General features: G+C 47.4%; 14 protein-coding genes and 3 pseudogenes. 11 read left to right on the top strand and 6 right to left on the bottom strand.

What is annotated here, in order from left to right; genetic code table 11:
* The first annotated feature begins 112 nt into the window (after positions 1-112).
* Entirely contained in the window at positions 113-1,666 is a 1,554-nt protein-coding gene (locus NNO02_RS18755; RefSeq protein WP_271455477.1) for an L-lactate permease, read from the top strand.
* Between the two features lie 500 nt (positions 1,667-2,166).
* Here NNO02_RS18755 and pdxY read toward each other — a convergent pair whose 3' ends face one another.
* From pdxY to NNO02_RS18740, 3 genes are all read right to left on the bottom strand, one after another.
* Entirely contained in the window at positions 2,167-3,024 is an 858-nt protein-coding gene (gene pdxY, locus NNO02_RS18750) for a pyridoxal kinase PdxY (protein WP_271455476.1), read from the bottom strand.
* Between the two features lie 11 nt (positions 3,025-3,035).
* A complete protein-coding gene (locus tag NNO02_RS18745) occupies positions 3,036-4,301 on the bottom strand; it encodes an aromatic amino acid transporter (RefSeq protein ID WP_271455475.1) in 1,266 nt (421 codons plus the stop codon).
* Between the two features lie 188 nt (positions 4,302-4,489).
* Positions 4,490-5,860 carry a tyrosine phenol-lyase gene (locus tag NNO02_RS18740; RefSeq protein ID WP_271455474.1) on the bottom strand — a complete coding sequence of 457 codons (1,371 nt, stop codon included), beginning with the start codon at positions 5,858-5,860 and terminating at the stop codon, positions 4,490-4,492.
* A gap of 779 nt (positions 5,861-6,639) precedes the next feature.
* Here NNO02_RS18740 and symE point away from each other — a divergent pair.
* Positions 6,640-7,002, top strand: coding sequence for an endoribonuclease SymE (gene symE, locus NNO02_RS18735; protein ID WP_271455473.1), 363 nt, complete (start codon positions 6,640-6,642; stop codon positions 7,000-7,002).
* Positions 7,003-7,109: 107 nt separating this feature from the next.
* On the opposite strand, the gene pyrD is transcribed toward symE, so the two are convergent.
* Entirely contained in the window at positions 7,110-8,120 is a 1,011-nt protein-coding gene (gene pyrD, locus NNO02_RS18730; protein ID WP_271455472.1) for a quinone-dependent dihydroorotate dehydrogenase, read from the bottom strand.
* Positions 8,121-8,225: 105 nt separating this feature from the next.
* On the opposite strand from pyrD, the pseudogene NNO02_RS18725 reads away from it, so the two are divergent.
* Positions 8,226-8,327: pseudogene (locus NNO02_RS18725) on the top strand (inovirus Gp2 family protein); the annotation flags it as partial.
* Between the two features lie 65 nt (positions 8,328-8,392).
* Here NNO02_RS18725 and NNO02_RS18720 read toward each other — a convergent pair.
* Positions 8,393-8,695 (bottom strand): annotated as a pseudogene (locus NNO02_RS18720) (transposase); the annotation flags it as partial.
* A 336-nt stretch (positions 8,696-9,031) separates the two neighbouring features.
* Between NNO02_RS18720 and NNO02_RS18715 the strand changes: the two are divergent.
* The 6 genes from NNO02_RS18715 (at position 9,032) to dcm (ending at position 18,055) form a co-directional block, all read left to right on the top strand.
* The gene (locus tag NNO02_RS18715; RefSeq protein WP_271455471.1) at positions 9,032-10,882 is read left to right on the top strand and encodes a DEAD/DEAH box helicase; all 1,851 of its coding nucleotides are present in this window, start codon (positions 9,032-9,034) and stop codon (positions 10,880-10,882) included.
* Positions 10,879-12,477 carry an ATP-binding protein gene (locus NNO02_RS18710; protein ID WP_271455470.1) on the top strand — a complete coding sequence of 533 codons (1,599 nt, stop codon included), beginning with the start codon at positions 10,879-10,881 and terminating at the stop codon, positions 12,475-12,477. Before NNO02_RS18715 ends, NNO02_RS18710 begins: the two co-directional genes overlap by 4 nt.
* A complete protein-coding gene (locus tag NNO02_RS18705) occupies positions 12,474-13,397 on the top strand; it encodes a hypothetical protein (protein ID WP_271455469.1) in 924 nt (307 codons plus the stop codon). Before NNO02_RS18710 ends, NNO02_RS18705 begins: the two co-directional genes overlap by 4 nt.
* Before the next feature lie 27 nt (positions 13,398-13,424).
* Positions 13,425-15,365, top strand: a complete 1,941-nt coding sequence (locus NNO02_RS18700) for an AAA family ATPase (RefSeq protein ID WP_271455468.1) — start codon at positions 13,425-13,427, stop codon at positions 15,363-15,365.
* A complete protein-coding gene (locus NNO02_RS18695) occupies positions 15,352-16,647 on the top strand; it encodes an LlaJI family restriction endonuclease (RefSeq protein ID WP_271455467.1) in 1,296 nt (431 codons plus the stop codon). Before NNO02_RS18700 ends, NNO02_RS18695 begins: the two co-directional genes overlap by 14 nt.
* A 91-nt stretch (positions 16,648-16,738) precedes the next feature.
* A complete protein-coding gene (dcm, locus tag NNO02_RS18690) occupies positions 16,739-18,055 on the top strand; it encodes a DNA (cytosine-5-)-methyltransferase (protein ID WP_271455466.1) in 1,317 nt (438 codons plus the stop codon).
* Between the two features lie 530 nt (positions 18,056-18,585).
* Here the strand turns inward: dcm and NNO02_RS18685 are convergent.
* Positions 18,586-18,976, bottom strand: a pseudogene (locus NNO02_RS18685) (tyrosine-type recombinase/integrase); the annotation flags it as partial.
* 588 nt (positions 18,977-19,564) lie between these two features.
* Here NNO02_RS18685 and NNO02_RS18680 point away from each other — a divergent pair.
* A complete protein-coding gene (locus tag NNO02_RS18680; RefSeq protein WP_271455465.1) occupies positions 19,565-19,894 on the top strand; it encodes an NIPSNAP family protein in 330 nt (109 codons plus the stop codon).
* 293 nt (positions 19,895-20,187) lie between these two features.
* Positions 20,188-20,391: a helix-turn-helix transcriptional regulator gene (locus NNO02_RS18675; RefSeq protein ID WP_271455464.1), complete on the top strand. Its 204-nt coding sequence runs from the start codon at positions 20,188-20,190 to the stop codon at positions 20,389-20,391.
* Positions 20,392-20,465 lie beyond the last annotated feature (74 nt).

The following is a 20,465-nucleotide window of genomic DNA, read 5'->3' as shown; positions in this document are numbered from 1 at the left end:
CATAATTACTTTATTCAATGAAGCGATTCAGTTTACATATTTTATTTATGCGTCAATGTAGCCTTTTCGCCATAAATATAAATCAGGTTTAATGAACCAATCAGGAATAGTAATGAACGAATATTTTATGTTTGCCCTGGCACTCTCTCCGTTACTACTGATGGTATTTTTAATATTGAAATTGAAAATGCCCATCCATTATTCTGTGTTGATCTCTTTAGTATTCACCGCCGCGCTATCAGCGATATTCTGGGCGATGCCGGTACAGAATCTGCAAGCCGCAATAGGCTATGGCGCACTGAAGGGATTATGGCCGATTGTGATTGTGATCCTCGGCGCTATCTTTAGTTATAACGTCATGCAGGCAACCAAAGCGCTGGATATTCTGCGCGATATTCTCGCCAGCATTAGCGAAGATAAGCGTATTCAGGTGCTGCTGATTTCATGGTGTTTTGGTGGATTCCTGGAAGCCGCGGCGGGTTATGGCACGGCGGTCGCCATTCCGATCGGCATTCTCATCGCACTAGGATTCAACCCGCTGAAGGCAGCAATTGCGTCACTGGTGGCAAACACCGTACCTACAGCGTTTGGTGCGGTGGGTATTCCCGTCTCCATACTGGCGGAACAGGTTAACTTGCCGGTTTATACCCTGGGCGGAACCATTATTTTGCAGCTCGCGCTGTTTAATATCCTGCTGCCGTTTGTGATTGTCTGCATTATTGGCGGCGGCCTGAGAGCCATTCGCGGCGTATTTCTGATCACGTTGATTTGCGGCACCACCACGCTGGTTCCGCAATATTTTGTCGCCATCCATCTTGGCGCGGAATTACCCGCCTTTGCCGGTAGCCTGGTCAGCCTGTTTGCCGTGGCGATGGTCAGTCGCCTGCGCAAAGGGAAAACCGATCCCGAGTGGCGCATTGAGGTCAGCCATACCCGCGAAACCACGCCGCGCTCGGCAAAAGTGTTGTTCCGGGTTGGCTCTATTTATCTGTTTATTTTTGTGTTTATCCTGCTGTGTTCGCCGCTGTTCCCGACAATAAAAGGCGCAGCGTCCCAACTGGCTTCGGTGCTGCATTTCACGCTCGCTGACGGCAAAACGATGGCGCTGAAAGTTGAATGGGTGACCACGCCGGGGATGCTGATCATCTTTGCGACCATTATCGGCGGTTTTATTCAGGGAGCGTCCGCACGTGGGATGCTGGAAGTATTTATCAAAACGATTTTCCAGCTTAAAAACTCTATCGTCGCAATTATGGCGATCGTCGCGCTGGCCACGGTGATGGATCTCAGCGGGATTATCTCCACGCTGGCCCAGTCGATTGTCGATCTGACCGGCAGCTCGTACGTCTTCCTCGCCCCGGTGATTGGCGCGCTGGGCACGTTTGTGACCGGCAGCGATACCAACTCGAACATTCTGTTCGGCAAGCTGCAAACCATAGCTGCCAGCAAATTACATATCGATCCCAACTGGCTGGCGGCGGCCAATACCTCTGGCGCTACGGGCGGGAAAATGATTTCGCCGCAAAGCATCGCCATCGCGGTTTCTGCCACCAAAATGGACGGTCAGGCCAACCAGATTATGTCTGGCACCATGAAATACTGCTGCGCCTACATTGTGATCCTCGGCCTGAAAGTCGGTCTGTTTTATTACTGGTTTATGGCGTAACCCATTGTCAACCCCGTCAAATTCGCGGCAATCGTATTTGACGACACAGTGACCAAAAAGGTTTACACCGCCCCGGGAACGGAACGAGGCAACAGACTTTACGATTTGTCGGCGCTGACTAAAATAGCGCCGATGTTTCAAATCGAGGATTATTGTTATGTTGTTCTGGAAAAAGATGGTGAAGAAGTTCGACGCCTTTTCCGCGTTGATTCCACCACGCTACTTCCGCGTGTAATACCTGGCACTTATGCCTGATGGCGCTTCGCTTATCAGGCCTACATTTCACACTCATTTGTAGGCCTGCGTTTCACGCTCATTTGTAGGCCGGATAAGGCGCGAGCCGCATCCGGCAGCGACAGCAGCGTAAAATGCTCACCCCTTTCTCTTACGCAGTCCGCATGCTCTTAACACCGCCACCCACAGACGAAGCCACGCGAAACGGTAGACCAGAGGATGCTGAAGCCGCAGCAATGTCAGAAACATAGAGCCCCCTCGTGGCGCTACAGTACCGCTGCCCGATAGCGAATTTGCGGATCCATTATCTGGTGACGCGCATCTATCAGCCGCAGTTCATACGAATCATGCTCTTTCGTCAGCCGCATTACCGCATCGACAACACTTGTCGTTCGCTCCAGCGCCTGTTTATCCTCAAAGCCATTCAGCAACGAAGCCAACATCACACTGCAAATCAGATCCCCAACACCCACCGGCATTTTGGCAAAGGTATACAGCGGCCGGGCAATGTGTAACGTCTGTTCCGGTGTCACCAGCAGCATTTCAAACGCCTGCTTATCACGCGAGCAGTCGCCGAGATGTTTCACCAGCACCTTCTTCACGCCCCACGCCACCAGTTGCTGCGCCGCGTCCACCACTTCGTCAAAACTACGCAGTTGTCTGCCCGTCAGCACACCCAGTTCATAGAGATTTGGTCCCATTATGTCGGCCAGTTGAATGGCGTCATCGACAAAAAAGGCCTCCACACCCTGCGCGACAATGCAGCCTTTTTGCGGATCACCCATCACCGGATCGCAAAAGTAGAGCGCCTGTGGGTTACGCTGACGAATGGTGGTAACCGCGTGCTTTACCTCTTCGCAGTGACGTTTATCACCGAGATAACCCGACAACACGGCATCGCACTGGGCGAGCTTTTGCAGATCGTCCAGCCCGCTGATGATCGCACTCAACTCACCGTGCGGCATCGCCATCCCCTGCCACATCCCGTACTGGGTATGGTTGGAAAACTGTACGGTGTAAAACGGCCAGACATCAATACCCGAGAGCTGCATCGGCAACACCGCGGCCTTATTCCCGGCATAGCCATAAACGACTGACGACTGAACAGACAACACGTTTTTCATTTTGACTCCGTCTAACGAAACGTTGGCAGCAGACCCAATACGTCAAGAACAACTGTCAGGTAGACAACCGCTCCGCAGAAAATCACCAGGTTGAGCACGGTGTTGTTGCAGGGCGCTGTATACGTGGCTGTCGGAAAACGCTTCCGCGCGGCTTTCACCAGGAACGGCGGCAGGATCACACTCCAGATGGTAAAGGCCAGACCGGCATAGCCGATTGCGTGCACAAAACCGTTCGGGAAGAAGAAGCAAACGGCGGCTGGCGGGAAGTAGGTCACCAGCGCAGTTTTCAGGCGGCCCACGCCGTTATCCGGGAAATGAAACAGGTCGGCGATATAATCGAACAGACCGAGGGTTGCCGCCAGCAGGGAACTGGCCACCGCGAAGTTGCCGAAGAAGGTCAGGATCAGGTCCATATAGCGGCTGGTGAACAGTTCACTGATCGCCTCGACAAACACGTCAATATTGCCGCCTTTAGCGATAATCGGCGGGAACGAGGAACGGCTGATGTTGCCCATCGTGACGCCCAGCCAGAAGATATACAGCAGCAGGGCAAACAGCGTACCGATGATAATCGAACGCGTAATATGTGAGACACCGCCCTTGCCATACAATTTGACCAGGCTCGGCACGTTACCATGGAAACCAAACGAGATAATGCAGAACGGTAGCGTCATCAGAATATACGGCAGGTACTGCGAATTCGGCAGCGCTACCGCCACGCTGTCCACGAGCTTCGCCACTTCGATATGACCGACCAGCCCGGAGAAGGTGGCAAAAAACGCGATAAATTTACCGATAATCAACACGGTAGTGATGCGCCCAACCAGCAGTGAGCTGTACCAGGCAATCGCCCCGACCAGCATACTGACGATCACCACCGAGATATTCGCCGGAAAGCGCACACCGCTGTATTTGAACACAGTTTGCGCCATCACCGCTGACGAACCAGAAATATAAGCATAGGTCAGAATATACAGCACAAAGCCGAAAGCGATACCGACCACGATATTCCACTTTCGGCCTAATAAATCCTGGGTAAAGGTATTAAAACTGGCACCAGCGCCATAATGCAGGTTAACTTCGACCAGCATCAGACCGGTTAATAACATCATGATGGCAATAAAAAGAAGAATAACAGAGGCGCCGGGAAACCATACGCCGGCCATCGCAATCGGCAAGGAAAACATCCCGCCACCCACAACGGTTGCAATAACCAACATGGTTCCGCTAATCAGTCCGGGGGTACTACTCTGTCGCTCAATGGCATTAATATCCATGATAAATGTTCCTGTAGACTATTCGTTATAATTACAGCTGTCATTTGTACATCATGCGGATAATAAAAATGTCGGAGTCAGGGTTTGCTTCTTTTAGTTATGTCACGGTAACGGGCACCGCAAAGGCTTCCTGTTCATGGAAAAAGAAAACAAAAAAGCCCCATCAGTGATGGGGCCATAAAAATAATTTAGATATAATCAAAGCGTGCAGTAAAGAAGCGTAGCTGCTTCGGCTCGTAAATAAACTTCAGCCCGCGAATATCTTCTTTATGCTGGTAAAGTTTAATGATGCCGTCAGCCACCACATCCATATGCGCGTAGGTATAAACGCGGCGTGGAATAGTCAGACGCACGGTTTCCAGTTTCGGTCTGTGATGTTCGCCGGTCACATTATTACGACCCGCAGAGATAATTCCGCGCTCCATACTGCGTACGCCAGTTTCCACATAGATGCTGGCAGCCAGGCTTTGCGCAGGGAACTCGTCCTGCGTCAGATGCTCACAGAAGCGACGCGCATCGAGGAATACCGCGTGACCGCCAACCGGTTCAACAATCGGTACGCCTGCGGCTTTCAGCTTGTCGCCCAGGTAGCGAACCTGCTTCACACGGTGCTCAATATATTCGTACTGCATAGCTTCGCGTAGGCCAATCGCCATGGCTTCCATGTCACGTCCAGCCAGGCCGCCGTAAGATGGCATCCCTTCGTAGACTACAACTAACTCTTTGGCAGAAGAGAACATTTCGTCATCGTTCATGCACAGGAAACCGCCGATGTTCACCAGACAGTCTTTTTTACCACTCATGGTACAACCGTCGGCATAGCTGAACATCTCATGGACGATCTCTGCGATGCTCTTGTTCTCAAAGCCCTGCTCTTGCTCTTTGATGAAGTAGGCGTTTTCCACGCAGCGAGTGGCATCGTAGAACACTTTAATGCCGTGTGCTGCCGTCAGTTCACGCACCGCGCGCATGTTCGCCATCGAGACCGGCTGGCCGCCCGCGAGGTTAACCGTCACCGCCAGGCAAATATACGCAATATTCTCTGCGCCTTTTTCATCAATCAGCTTTTGTAATTTTTTAAGATCGATATCACCTTTAAACGCAATATTCAGACCGGCATCGTGCGCTTCGTCACGAACGATATCGAAAAACACCGCACCATTTTTTTCCTGGTGATAACGGGTTGTGGTGAAATACATATTCCCGGCAACATATTGCCCCGGTTTAATAGCCAGTTGCGATAACAGGTTTTCTGCACCGCGGCCCTGGTGAGTCGGAACAATATGTTTAAAGCCAAACAGTTCCTGAACAGTCCTTTCCAGATGATAGAAGTTTTCGCTGCCCGCGTAGGCTTCATCACCCATCATCATTCCGGCCCACTGCTTATCGCTCATCGCGTTGGTGCCACTGTCAGTCAGCAGGTCAATATAAATATCTTTCGAGTTTAACAGGAAAGTATTGTAACCCGCTTCCTGCATTTTCTTAAGGCGCTCATCACGCGGGATCATAGATACAGTTTCAACGCTTTTAATACGGAAGGGTTCTGCCGGATAATTCATTTTGTTTCTCCAGTAACAGTGGTCATGTACGTATTAATGTGAAGTAAAGCATATCGGGTTCATCAGTAAGCCTTGATGAAATATAACTATTCACCTCCTGAACCAGGGGGAGAAATAATGTGCAGGCACTATGCAAGATTTGATTGATTATGGAAATAGCACGGTCAACATTAATCATTGGCAATAATTTAAAAAGCTGTAAATGTGAGTGATGCAAATCACATGGCTTTTTTTTACCCGTTCATATTCAACAAGTTTTTTTTTGCGTTTCGATTTGCCATTCGTCGTAGTGTGTCTGCGGAGAGTGGAAATACTGAAAACTTAACTTTCCAGGCTGTGCTCGTAATGTATTGCTCAATGAGTACACCCCAATTTGTGAGAGTCGGATCACTTCGCGGGTTTATATTTGTGATTCACATCACCAAAAGTGTAAAGCAAAGTGTACAAAACATGCTTGTTTCAGAGTTTGCTATTTGCTTCAGTGAGTTAGATCGCATTTTTGGCCTGATGCAGACAGGCGTTGTTTTCTGGAACGCGGGAATATTTGGGCGTGTAAAAGGTGATGAATTTATACGCTGAATAATACCGGATTTATTGGGATGAGGGCGTTTTCTATTTATTCCAAAAGCGTGCTAATCGCGCTTATTTCATTGTATTTACATCTGGACTTCACCCGAGGTACTGGCGTAATTTACAGGGGTTTTATTAGCGCGATGCGAAGGTGCTACCAACACCCCCGCATCGCTGATCACAGTCACTATTTACAAGGAATAGTCACCATGACTGATACGCATTGTATTGCAGTTTCGTTTGATCCAGAAGTGCACGCCGCAGATAACCGTCGCCTGAAGGTGGGATATGCGAGCCGTTATCCCGATTACAGCCGTCTGCCGGTGAAGTACGTCCAGTTTCCGTCCATCGTGATGAAGGGGATGTGGCTGAAAGCCGCCGGATTCGACACCGGCACCCGCGTCGATGTGCGCGTAATGCAAGGCTGCATCGTGCTCACCGCCCAAACGCCCCAGCCCGAAGAGTCAGAACTGATGCAATCGCTGCGCAAAGTAGAAAAGCTCTCCGCGCGCAAGCAAAAGCAGGTGCTGGAGTTTATCGGAGTAATTGCGGGGAAAGCGGTGAAAGCGTGAGATCTGGCAGCTACTAATACCGCTTCAAGGTAAAACCCGATAACAGCAAGGGAATTTAAATGAACCAGGGCCATAAATAAGGCCCTGGATTGTGATTAAGGTAGCATTCAGATATTGGCGACGATTTCTTTAATCAACGGCGGGCCTTTAAAAATAAAGCCTGAATAAATCTGAACGAGGGTTGCACCGGCAGCTATTTTCTCACGCGCGGCAATCACCGAGTCGATACCGCCAACACCAATAATCGGCAGTTGACCTTTTAATTCCTGAGACAGCTGGCGAATAATTTCTGTACTTTTTAATTGCAATGGTCGACCGCTCAGGCCCCCCATTTGATCGCAATTTTTCATTCCCTGAACGAGAGAACGATCGAGAGTAGTGTTAGTTGCAATTACGCCATCAATATTATGACGAACTAAACTGTCAGCAACCTGGATCAGTTCTTCCAGAGAAAGATCCGGCGCGATCTTTACCGCCACCGGAACATATTTATGGTGGATCGCTTGCAGATCATTTTGCTTATTTTTAATTGCCGTCAGGAGATCGTCCAGCGCCTCGCCGTATTGCAGTGTACGTAATCCCGGCGTATTTGGTGAAGAGATATTAATCGCGATATAACCGGCGTAAGCATAGACTTTTTCCATACAAATCAGATAGTCATCTTTGCCATTCTCTACCGGGGTATCTTTATTCTTACCAATATTAATCCCCAGAATACCGTCAAAATGCGATTTTTTAACGTTCTCAACCAGGTTATCAACCCCCAGGTTATTAAACCCCATGCGGTTGATCAAACCTTCCGCATCGACCAGACGGAACAGACGCGGTTTATCGTTACCCGACTGAGGCCGCGGCGTCACGGTACCAATCTCAATGGAGCCAAATCCCATCGCGCCGAGTGCGTCAATGCACTCCCCATCTTTATCCAGTCCGGCAGCAAGCCCGAGTGGATTTTTAAACGTCAGCCCCATACAGGTAACCGGTTTTGCGGGTACTTTCTGGCGGACAAGCGCTTCGAGCGGCGTGCCGGTAATGCGACGTAATTGCTGGAATGCCAATTCATGAGCGCGCTCTGGATCGAGCTGAAAAAGGGCTTTACGAACGAAGGGGTAGTACATGAACTCTCCTGGATTCCCAGTGTGCAAACTGGGGGCGCATTATGTGCGATCGCGAGCAAAAAGGGAATTGACCTGCGGCAATAAATAGCAATCGTTTTCCTACATACAATTTACGATAAACTCACTTTCTGTCTGAGCTATTTTGCTAAAGAGCGAACCAAAAGCTACTGCAGCGCAGAACGTTCATTCGGGTGCAGTCAGAACTGAGAGGAAAGTAGCCGGTATCCGACAGTATTTCAGCGTCTGCTTCGTCATTACGCCGGTTACAGCACCCGTCCTTTGGCAACAAGGGCTCCTGCGCTATCCATTTTCGCGACTGGCCGTACTACACGGCTTCTTTCAGGATCTCAAATTCCATCGTCTTCTTACCCAGAAGGCGCTGAAGCTCCCAGACCAGCTTCAGAGCAGCAGTAAGCTCAGAAGCGGGAACGACTTCCTCTACGGCCGCAACGACGATAAGGCTGTCTTCTTGGTACTGCTTCTTCCACATTAACAGCAGGCCTGGCTGAATACCGTGCAGGCGGGCACATGGGAGACATTCATGCCTGCTCCATCGTTTGCTGGATAATGGCGATCTTCTCCTAAAGAATTTTACGTTTACGGACTTCTTGCCCTAACAGGATCCCAGTCATCTCAAAATTGGCGTTAGTGTTAGACATATATTCAAGCCTATCTCTTATCTGGAGATACAGCTACTGTCTGGTGTTTCAGGGGGCTACATCAGTAACAATCCTGACACTGAGGGTATCAGGTCTTTCCTCAATCTCACACGCCGATTATCTGAGCAAGAATTTCTGTATATTTAGTGCATTTACAAACATATCTGATTTCGTAAACTAGATTTCAGAATTGAAAATTGGTTCTGAAAAAGGTAGACCAGTTTAGAACCTGAGCTGACTGCAGGAAATGGAATGGTTTATTCGATAAAACACGGCATTGTCGAGCAGGACGGGTATCCAATCGATCCCAAATTGCTTTTTAGACTTGGCAAATTTGTAGCTGATGATAGAGACAGCGAAACTACTTTGGTCATCTCAAAACGCCCAGCTGAACTGAAATTTCGGTTCAGCCATGAACCATCGCCTTCATTCAGATTGTTTTTCAGGGAGGCAGAGCTTACTCCTGATCAGGTGAATTCTTTGGTGGAATACGGTTATTTTATTGCTGATGGCAAACGGGTGTATTTTGTCAGTGACAGACTTAAGGATTTCTCCGTATCTGCCTGCAACAAGCTGTCACTCCCCGGATTGCTCAAACTACTTCGCAAACTATACAGTGATGGACTTATTGACACTCTTCCATCATCCCTTGTAGAGAAGCTCAGGGCACAGCAGCAGAAAATATCACTCCACGATAAACTCTTTGTCAGGGAACTCTACCCCTACCAGAATGAAGGGGTTGCATGGCTGACCTTCTGTGCAGCCAACGGTGTGGGTACCATCCTTGCCGATGATATGGGTCTGGGTAAGACTGCTCAAGTGATTGCCCTGTGCTGCGATGTTCTCGAACACAATCCTGAAGGTAGGATCCTTATTGTTGTACCCAATCCTCTGCTGGCCAACTGGATCAGAGAATTTTCTTTTTTTGCTCCTTCACTCAGACCTTTTCTCCATTATGGGCAGAACAGGAGCGGTCTCAGTTCAGATCTTTCCGAGCACAATATAATTGTTACTCCCTATACCGTATTGAGTTCCGATATTTCGATGCTGGAAGAAATCCCGTTTGACCTTGTACTTTATGATGAAGCCAGTATGTTGAAAAATCCTCGGTCGGGAAGATCTCTTGCAGCAAGACGTCTTGATTCTGTTGCTTCCGTTGCAATGTCGGGAACTCCTGTAGAGAACTGCCTTCTTGACGTCTGGGCTCTCTGTGACCTTGTTTTCCCCGGTTTTCTCGGAAACGAGCAGGATTTCAGATCTCGTTATGTACATCGCAAACTGTCCAAAACGCTCAATACGGATCTACACGGGCTTGAAAACAGTCTCCGGCAGATAACCCTGCGACGTATGAAAAAAGATGTCCTGACACAGCTGCCTGAAAAAATGGATATTCACAGAGCTGTTACCGCAGGAGACAAGGAACGAAATACCTATGAATCCATCATTGAGGAGATGCAGCTGGATGCGGCAAACGGAGGAGGAGGTATGCTACCCCTGATCAACAAACTACAGCAGTTTACTGCACATCCGGCTCTTCTAGATCCGAGCATACCCCATGATGTCAAATCCCTATGCCTCCACAGCGCCAAATTCGAACTACTGATGATGGAACTGGACGGCATAGAACAATCCGGAGAAAAAGTCATCATCTTTGCCACATTCCAGAAGGCACTCGATCTGCTAGGTGCTGCAGTTAGGGAACGTTATGGCATCACCCCAGGAGTGATTGACGGACGGACTCCAAATGAACAACGGCAGCCGCTGATTGACAGATTTTCCAAATCGTCCGGATTCGATCTGCTGCTGTTGCACCCTAAAACAGCCGGTATGGGGCTAAATATCACCGCTGCCACCAATGTAATCCACTATTGCCGACAGTGGAATCCGGCCCTTGAGGCACAGGCTACGGCAAGAGCATGGAGAAACGGACAGAAATCTGTGGTTAGTGTTTATTACATGTATTACGCGGATACTGTCGAAGAAATGATCGATGAACGGATACGAATGAAACAGAAGCTTAGCGAGCAGGTTGTTGCAGTGGCCGACTATAAAGAAACAGACAAACAGCTGATGCTGGAATATTTGGAATCGATAAAAAAATGACAGATAAAATTGAATTACAGGAAAATGATTTCCGCCCTTCTGCTGCGAGGCTGGTCGAAAGCCTCCGTGATACGGGATACAGTGAAAAAGCGGCATTTGCTGACATTGTAGACAATTCAATAGCAGCTAATGCTACGAAAATTTCCATCGAGCTCCAATATCTGATGGGTGAGTTCCGAGTAGTCATTACCGATAACGGTGATGGAATGACTGAGTCCGAGCTGAAGAATGCGATGCGGTATGGTTCCGAAAAACGGCCGAATCCGAAGTCACTGGGCAAATTCGGAATGGGGCTGAAAACTGCGTCTACGGCATTCTGCCGTAGACTGGTGGTACTTTCACAGAAAGAAGGAACTGCAGTAGGCCGTATCTGGGATCTCGATACGATTAGTGAAAAAGATCGCTGGGAACTCGAGACCCCAGATGAAAACGACTATTACGACGATTTCAAAGTTCTTGAGGATTTCTCCGGAAATTCAGGCACCATGATTGTCTGGGAAAAAATTGATCGTCTGATCAAGCCAGGCAGTGATAGACAGATGCTTGATCAGATCCGGACCCTCGGCAAGGAACTTGTTGACGAATTGAGTGCCGTCTTTTTCAAATATCTTTCCTCCGGAAACGTAGAAATTTCACTCAAAATTGCGGATGAACCCGAAGTCCTTCTCCAAGGATGGGATCCCCTGTCTACTGAACTTGTTACCAGTGGCGGGGCCCGTCCCCAGCTCTTGAAAGAAAAGAAAATCCGCGTCGAGCTCAACGGAAACAGCTATTCTTTCACAATCAGAGGAAGCCTGATTCCATCGCAGAATGAGCTGACTGCGGAAGAGCAGGAGGCTGTGAGATACGGATTGGATAACCAAGGGTTCTATATCTATCGTGAAGACCGATTGATATGGAATGACGGCTGGCCTCACCGAATGTATAAAAAGGAAGGTAAGATCACCCGTCTGCGTGTCGAGCTTGTTTTCTCCCATGAACTTGATGATGTATTCAGTATCGATTTCCGCAAAAGCCGAGTGATAATCCCTGTTGAAATCCGTAGGGAACTGCAGTCGCTGATTGCTCCATGGCGTCAGGCACTACTTTCCGTTCCGTCAAAAAAACAATCTGAACAGTCGGGTTCGACACGTGCACATGGTCCTGCAGATAATGCGATAGATAAGCAGAAAAACCGTACAAAAAACTCCGATATAAATGTTGATGGCGAAACAGTCACCATCAGAAACCAGAACCAGCCCAAACCTGCAGTAATCAACGATATACGCGTCTATGAGGACAAGACTGTCAGGGTTCACGAAGAAAACTCCCTGATGGGTGACAATCTCTGGGAGCCGTCATGTGACATTGATGGAAATACCTGCGTAACACTTGGGAAGTCGCATCCATATTTCCTGAGAATGTATGATGTCTGCAAGGACAATGTAGAAGCCATGAAAGCTCTCGACATGCTTCTGTGGAGCCTTGCAAATGCCGAGCATGGTGAATACTCAGAAGCGAACAAGCACACCCTGAAAGGATTCCGCCAGAAGGTCAGTGAGAGTCTTCGTTATCTCAGCCTTGAACTGCCGGATCCGGAGGAGGATTTAGAATGAAATATGAATACGATCTGGCCGATTTCAAGCGTTACCTTAACGACAAAAACCACAGTTACAGGGTAGATGGACTGATTTTCTGGCAGAACAGGATTCCGTTGCCGATTGACCTGTTCAATCGAATATTCGATGAATCAGATCTGATAATTGCAGATTTTGTCTATCAGGTAGCAGCAAGCGCTGCCGTTTTCAGCGAAAAAGAGTCATTCGAGAGTACCTTCGGGCTGGAAGTGACAAATCTTCCAACCGACAAGCTTAAAGCGGAAATACCAGCACTGTCCACGTGGGTGGATGAACATCTGCCTGAAAATTGTAGAATTGTCCGTATGATATATGAAATCGCGGAGCTTCTGGGTCTTTCAGAGTTCAGGTTTTCCGGTGATAGGATCGCAAAATCGCTTGCTCACCAAGGGAAAAAGTATGCCCGTCTATTCATGCCGAGTCCGGTAAAGGATCTGGTGAACAACATTCAGGGATGTGACACAATCGGGCAGGACAATACTGACATGTTCGGTAATATCATTGCCGACCGTTATAATATTTACCGTTCAGGTTTCAGTGATGCCTTGGCTATCATATTCAATGCCCTACTCGAATTTAGGCTCCTATTTTCTGGAAAAAGCGGTAATCTGCCTAGATTTAGGGTAATGATGACTGCTCCTGACGACATCGATATTCGTTTCGGTAAAACAGCCGACGGTTCATTGTGGGAACCTGGTTACGGGGACGATCATTTCATTACCATCAATACTGAACATCCCGTGATGAAAAATCAGGCGAAAGACCAGGGCTGTGCACTGGCCGAATTGCTGTTTTTTATGGGGCAGTATGAAAACTCTCAGTTTTCGGACCAGAACAAGAAATTTATTGAAAACATGCGACAGACAATATCCAGAAATCTCTGGATCAAGTATGACTAATTATTCTCATGCAAGGACGGGACAAGTATGCTTTCAGAACTGGATATGGTGATGAACTGGTTCAAAAATGAACCTGAATCGGCATGGCAATTCGATGAGATCGGATTCGATGATGAAACAAGAACGGTTCTATCAACAACCGGACTGACATTGCTGGACCATACAGCACGGATGGAAACTGGAAGCGGGTATCACTGTTATATACCATGCCAGTATCTGATGTATATGCTAAAGATCGGGCCATTTGTAAGACTACTGGACAACTACATCTCTGTATTCGAAGAAATCAAAAAAAATATGTTTCCGGCAGAATTCGAAGCAATGATCGAAAGCGGAACGTCAAACGAGAAGGCGCTCGTTTCTCTGGACATCTACAGCCGCAGTAACTTTTTCTGGGCTTTCAAAGATCCCAGAACAAGACTTGAGGCAAAAAATCTAATAAACACGAGCTCAAAAACTGGGAAAAAGAGTTATAGGCAATCCGATGATTTTGTCAAATCGGTCTTGCTGGCATCATTGCCGGTCCCGAATGTAAGCTCGGAAACACTCGGTACCCTGATTCTTGAGCTGGTGCGTTCTCAAGAAACATATGATTACCTTCAAAGGAGATATATGCCCAGTCTTCCTTATATGTTCAGTGCTCCTGATGGGGATGAACTGCTGTTCAGAATAATGACAACCCTTGGCTGGTCCGGTCAGTTTGAGCCTTTACTGGGGACTGACCCCGATGCCGAATTTGTTTCATGGAATGATATAGACAGAGCATTTCTTCTCCGCCCATCTAGGGAACCCGGCAATGCGCTGTATGTCCAGAATCCCGTCCATTTTTCTGTTCCGCTGGAGAAATATATTTTCATCAGAAAGGGGCTCTTGGATACTCCCGATTCACTTGAAAAAATATCGGTTCTGGTTTCCGGTTTATGGCTAGGGATGAGTATCCGGAACAGAGAGGGCAAGTTCTTTTTCGAGTCATCGACCAGAGCCTCCGTATCCGGACCTAGAGTGACCGGTGGAACGAACAGAATCTTCTATGGGGCACCCGGTACGGGAAAAAGTTACAGGGTCCATGGTGAAATGAGTGACGGTGCAGAAAAGATTGTCACAGTTTTCCATCCTGATACTCAGCATAACGATTTTGTCGGTGCCCTGAAGCCTAAAATGGAAAAGGATGAACAGGGCGAAAGCAGCATAACCTACAGTTTCAGACCTGGCCCCTTTACCTGCGCTCTCATACTGGCCATTGCTCGTCCAGACAGAAAGGTCTGTCTCATTATCGAAGAAATCAACCGTGCTTCTGCTGCAGCTGTCTTCGGCGAGCTTTTCCAGCTTCTAGACAGGGAGCCTGATGGAACGAGTACCTACAGTATCAATGCCACTGATCCGGATATGATCGCGTATATTAATACGGAACTAGGTATTATGGGATGTACTCCTGTCGATAGCCTACGGATCCCGTCCAACATGTCTCTACTGGCTACCATGAACAGCAGTGATCAGGCAGTTATGCCGCTAGATACTGCATTCAAACGGCGCTGGAATTTCGAATATCTGCCAATCGATTTATCAAAACCGGAGATCCCACAAACCGAAATCGTTTTCACCACCAATTCAGGAAAATATTCGGTACTCTGGCGCGATTTTGCTCAAATTATTAATGACACCCTTGTCGAATGTGAAATAGCTGAGGATCGTCTGATCGGCCCGTTTTTCCTAGATTCTAAAGAATTGGAAAATGGGGAAGCAGCGAAAGCTGCCCTTGGCGGAAAACTGTTCATCTATTTGTGGGATGATGTGCTGAGACATGTCGGACACCAGAAAATATTTGCGTCTACCTTCAGGACTTTCGGCAACCTATCTGCAGCATTTCGCAATGACATGGCTGTTTTCTCCACTGCCGTAGAGAACAGACTTGAAGGGGTGGGCACTCCTGTTGACATGAACAGAGATCCGCAAGATGTTGCCAGCTGATATTCTGTATCTTTCAGACAGGACACCTGTCACCGATCGCAGTATTCCTGCAACCGTGCTCGATGAGCTGAGAAACAGGGGGCTGCTGGCTCCCGACATGCAGAAAATCCATTTCTGTGGTGTCATGTCTTTCAGTGGAGGTCTGGCTGTATTTCTGCCACGAAATAACAGCTCTTCTCGTGAATCGCAGGCTCTTTCAGCACATTATCTGCTCCGCTCACTCCTGAAATTTTACCGAGATAGAGATACCGGTGTTTTTGATGGGGATGCAGGAACCGGACTTATCGGTGGTGAATCCCTGTCGTTGGCAACTGCACTGATTGACGACTATCAGACGAATGGTCTCTATGTCCGCCGGATTAGAGTCGATACAACCAACTCCGGAAAAGTTGTATGGCCGGAGACTATTGCTCGAGGGACTGCCTATCCTAGCCCATCAGGGCCTGTATATATCGATTCTGTAACCACACGTTCGCGCTACCTCACCGATAGCGAGACAGCAAAGATTCATGCCTCTGTAATGAGGGAGCTCTATCAGGTATACGGCATGCTCTGGACAGGCACTCAGGGCACTCCTGAACGACTGCAGAATGTTCCGCGTCCTGAGGGAAATGTTTTCTCATGGGTTGTACACCTAAGAAGAGAACTGCAGTTCAGCTATTCCGAAAGGGATATTTTCCTTTTGCGCAGACTGATCATGTATCTTGAAACAGGGAGAGGAACGGGGAATGGCGGGGTTCTTATCGGTGTCAGGAAGTTTCACAGTCTGTGGGAAGCCATGTTGGATGAATGCTTGGTGGGTAAATACCGAGTTAACAATAAATTGCCTATACCCGTGTATCGGGCCGGCAGTGACAAGTTTGTTCCCGTTGCCAACAAGAACCAGAGAACGGATACGGTTCTCCACAATGCAGAAAAAACGCACGTCGCGATCATAGATGCCAAATACTATGATGCGAAGACACCGGATAGTGCTCCTGGTTGGCCGGATCTGGTAAAACAGTTTTTCTACCAGAAGGCGCTTTCTTACCTAGTGCCGGTCGGTACCCACATCACAAACCATTTCATTTTTCCTGGAACAGAAAAGCCACTCAGGGCTGTCCATGTTGCGGAAAGGGGAAAGGTTCTGGTTACGGAAGCTGACTGTCTGTCCGAATATCCGCCGATTCATTGCCATTACCAGGATCCCCTAGAACTACTTCGACTGTATTCAACTGGAGAAAAGCTGGTAGAACTGACTCGCGAAATTTTTACAGTCCGAAAAGATTCGGACTATGCCTAGAAATGTCGACAGACATGAGACCCCCTCATTGATTGATCATCCGTACAGTGATACTATCGCCGGGAATAAAACCGGATAAGGTGAGTATGGGATGGACAGTAAGAATAAATTCCAATATATCAAAAAAATGAGAAAAAAATTAGGCATAGGTCGCACCGAATTTGCCAATCTTCTCGGACTCGGTGCCGCCGGTGAACGTACGGTCCGAGGATGGGAAGAAGAGGAACATGAACCGTCTTCCGTCAAATGGCAGGCCATTCTCGATTTGGAAAAGAAGATGACTGAATATCTGGAAAACGCACCTTTCCGCCAGAAGCCTGAAAATGAATGCAATTTCACCTTCATCGATCTGTTTGCTGGTATCGGCGGTATTCGTCTTCCTTATCAGCAGCAGGGAGGGCACTGTGTATTCTCATCCGAATGGGACAAGTTCTCCCAGAAGACCTATCTAACGAATTTCGGCGAAATGCCCCAAGGTGATATCACTAGAATTCCGGCATCCGACATTCCTGATCACGATGTACTGCTTGGCGGATTTCCATGCCAGGCTTTTTCACAGGCCGGTTTGAAAAAAGGTTTCAGCGACACCCGTGGAACCATGTTCTTCGAAATCCAGCGGATCATGACAGCCAAGCGTCCAAAGGCATTCATGTTGGAAAATGTCAAGCAACTGCAGGGACATGATAAGGGCCGTACCCTGAAAACCATTCTCGATATCCTGCGGGGCAACGGAACCCATTCCGTTCCGGACGATATCCCGATTAGTGAGGATGCCCGCAATGCTCTGTCCGAAAAACTCAATTACTGGGTTGATTACCGTGTACTGCGTGCAGGTGACTTCGGTGCCCCCCAGAACCGTGAACGTATTTTCATCGTTGGTTTTGACCGTGACTATTATAGGGGCGTGGATTTCGACAGTGTATTCAGATGGCCGGTACCTCCTATGACTCCGACCCGTGTTGGTGACATTCTGGAAGACCTCGATCGTCTGCCTCTGTCACAAGACAGATATACCATCTCGGATAAACTGTGGATAGGTCACCAGAAACGGAAACTGGAACACAAAAAGAAAGGTAACGGTTTCGGCTATTCTCTTTTCAACAAGGACAGCGAATACACTAATACCATCAGTGCCCGTTATTACAAGGACGGCTCCGAAATCTTGATTGACCAGTCACATTTGGGTAGGAACCCGCGCAAGCTGACCCCACGCGAATGTGCACGTCTACAGGGATTCCCTGACGACTACATCGTCGATGCTGTTTCACAGGGCCAGATCTACAAGCAATTTGGCAACTCTGTCTGCATGAATGTCATCCGTGCGGTCTCAGAACAATTAGTCGAAACTATGAAAAAAGCCGAAATACTGGCTGGTAAGAACCAGAGTCTGGAGCGAACAACAGGCTAATGACCCTACTGTGGAAGAAAATGTCGTGATGTGATGCCCCCCTTTCCTGAAGCAGCCAAGGTAATACTGCCACGGTTTGCGTTTGCTATGGGAGTAAATCACATTACTACATATGTACCCTTTTCATTATCACAATATTCCTCAGTGTTAGACTGCATACTGCGCCATCCACTTCCGATCTGATGGCTTCACCACTTTTTTACCAATCTAAGCATCCCAGCAAAACGAATCATTCGCTTTTAGAGATCTTCCGGCTGATCTTGATCCGCCATCTCCGGACAGCTTTTGTAGCTTAAATTAATTATGCCCGCTGCCGCTGGTATTCTCTCGGAGAGTGATATCCCAGCGCGCTGTGCGGGTGGGAGACTGATTTAGTCATCATCTTTCCTGTCTCTATTTTCTTCCTAACTGGCATCTTGGCTACAAAGATAAACTTCCGCCTATGGAACAGAGCTGCCAACAGATTAGGTTTAGCTCTGTGCCATAGCTGTATCAGGTCAAATCCGAGCGAATATAATTAAACATATATGCTAAATATTACCCCGATTGATTTTCGCATAGTCAAACGGCGTAATCCCCTTCTCTCGATTTGCATCCAATAAATCCGCCCACCATTGCAGCATTAATTTGCGTTTATCCAAATGTTCAGCTTTATGGATATACGCAGCCGTACCGAATTACGTTCCATATGGCTCATCTGTCGCTCAACCGCATCTCCCGACCATAGCCCTGATTCAATCAACGAACTAAAGGCCATCGTGCGGAACCTGTGACCGCAAACCTCAACCTTGATGTCATAGCCCATCACCCGCAATGCACTGTTCACCGTGTTTTCACTCATCGGCTTACGAGGATAGTGATCGCCAATAAAATCAGCTCATGCTCGCCTCAGAACTGCTTCATCTGCTTCAGGATCGCCAGCAGGGCCATAACGGTTCTCCTTTCGTCGTACTGTGGTGGGTATATAAGCAATATCGAATCAAAATATATGCTCATCTCTATACTCACAAGCAACTTGATGTAGGGGGATTCAGATTGACTTCTGTTGAAAGGAAAATCGCGGAAAGCCTTGCGTGGCGTGGATTTCAGGCACAAAAAAAGACGTCCGTTGACGTCTATTGATGTTCCGATGGTGCCGAAGGCCGGACTCGAACATCGCATTTAACCCTATGTTAAAAAAGTAACAAAACATAACAGACAATTTTCAGTACCAACAAATATACCAACAGTCCCATTCGGTGATTATCGAACAGCGTGATAACTCATTAGTATACCTACAGCTTAAATCTCTTGACGAGTTGTTGGCAAGAACAACTCTGACATTCCGTGTAAGGAAGCTAAAGTAATATTAGATAGAAATGGCGTGTCAATTATGTCCCCTCTTACAAAAAACGTCGCTTCTGCTACCCACATCATAACTAGACTAAAACTAACAGCCCTTCTTCCTTTAACCAGCCGAGTGCGTTAGCGTCATTGAAACAGTTTCTCATGGTCATTGATGGAGAAAGTATGAAGGATATGATCGTCGAAATACTACAATACACCCTGAAAAAAGATTCTGGATCTGACTTTCATCAGATCATGCATGAAGTCAGTGTTCCACTTCATACCCGGAACGGTATCGATGTGGTTGCGTACGGAAACTCTCTGCACGATGCTGACAGCTACTACCTGATACGGGCTTTTGAAAGTGAAGAACAGATGGAAAGCGTTCTTGATGATTTCTATGCAAGTGCGGGTTGGCGCAGTGGCCCACGAGAAGCAATCATCAGTCGAATTGAACTCAGTTTAAAATCAGTTCTATCACTACCACAAAGCGGCATTGATGGATTGAGATAAAGCGAGCAAAGGGGGATGCGCTGTTAAGTGGGTATCCTCCGCGGTATAGAATTTAAACTAAATTAACATAATTCATTGATAAATAAATATATTTTAAAAATCTCGTTCCTGCTTCTAAAAATAGCACTTTTTGCTAAAACCCTCTAAGCCCCGTCTTGTAACAGCACTCAAACTATTCCTTTCTAATCTGTACAAAAAACACTCATTTACGCAATAATTCCGAAAAAACAGGTGTTGATTATCATAAGCGATATTCGAATAATAACCTCATCAAAACAACGACGAGGAAATATATGAACGAAAGAAAAAGATTTATCCGTTTACCTGAAGTACTAAATAGAACTGGCCTTTGTAAGGCTTGGATTTATCGCCTGATTAGTCGTAATGAATTCCCAGCCCAAGTAAAACTTGGTGAAAGAGCAATAGCATTCTTAGAGAGTGATATTGATAAGTGGATTGATGAAAAGATTTCTTTATCACGTAATAAAGTAACATAAAAGCAAAATCATAATGTTTTCGGTGCAGCCGGTTAATCTATTAACTAAAAATATAAACGTGGGAGGTTTTATGT

The sequence above is a fragment of the Citrobacter sp. Awk 2 genome, from assembly GCF_028069815.1.
In the GTDB taxonomy this organism is placed as follows: Bacteria; Pseudomonadota; Gammaproteobacteria; order Enterobacterales; family Enterobacteriaceae; genus Citrobacter.
Note: the sequence above shows the minus strand (reverse complement) of the source record. Positions and strands in the feature narration are given on the sequence as shown.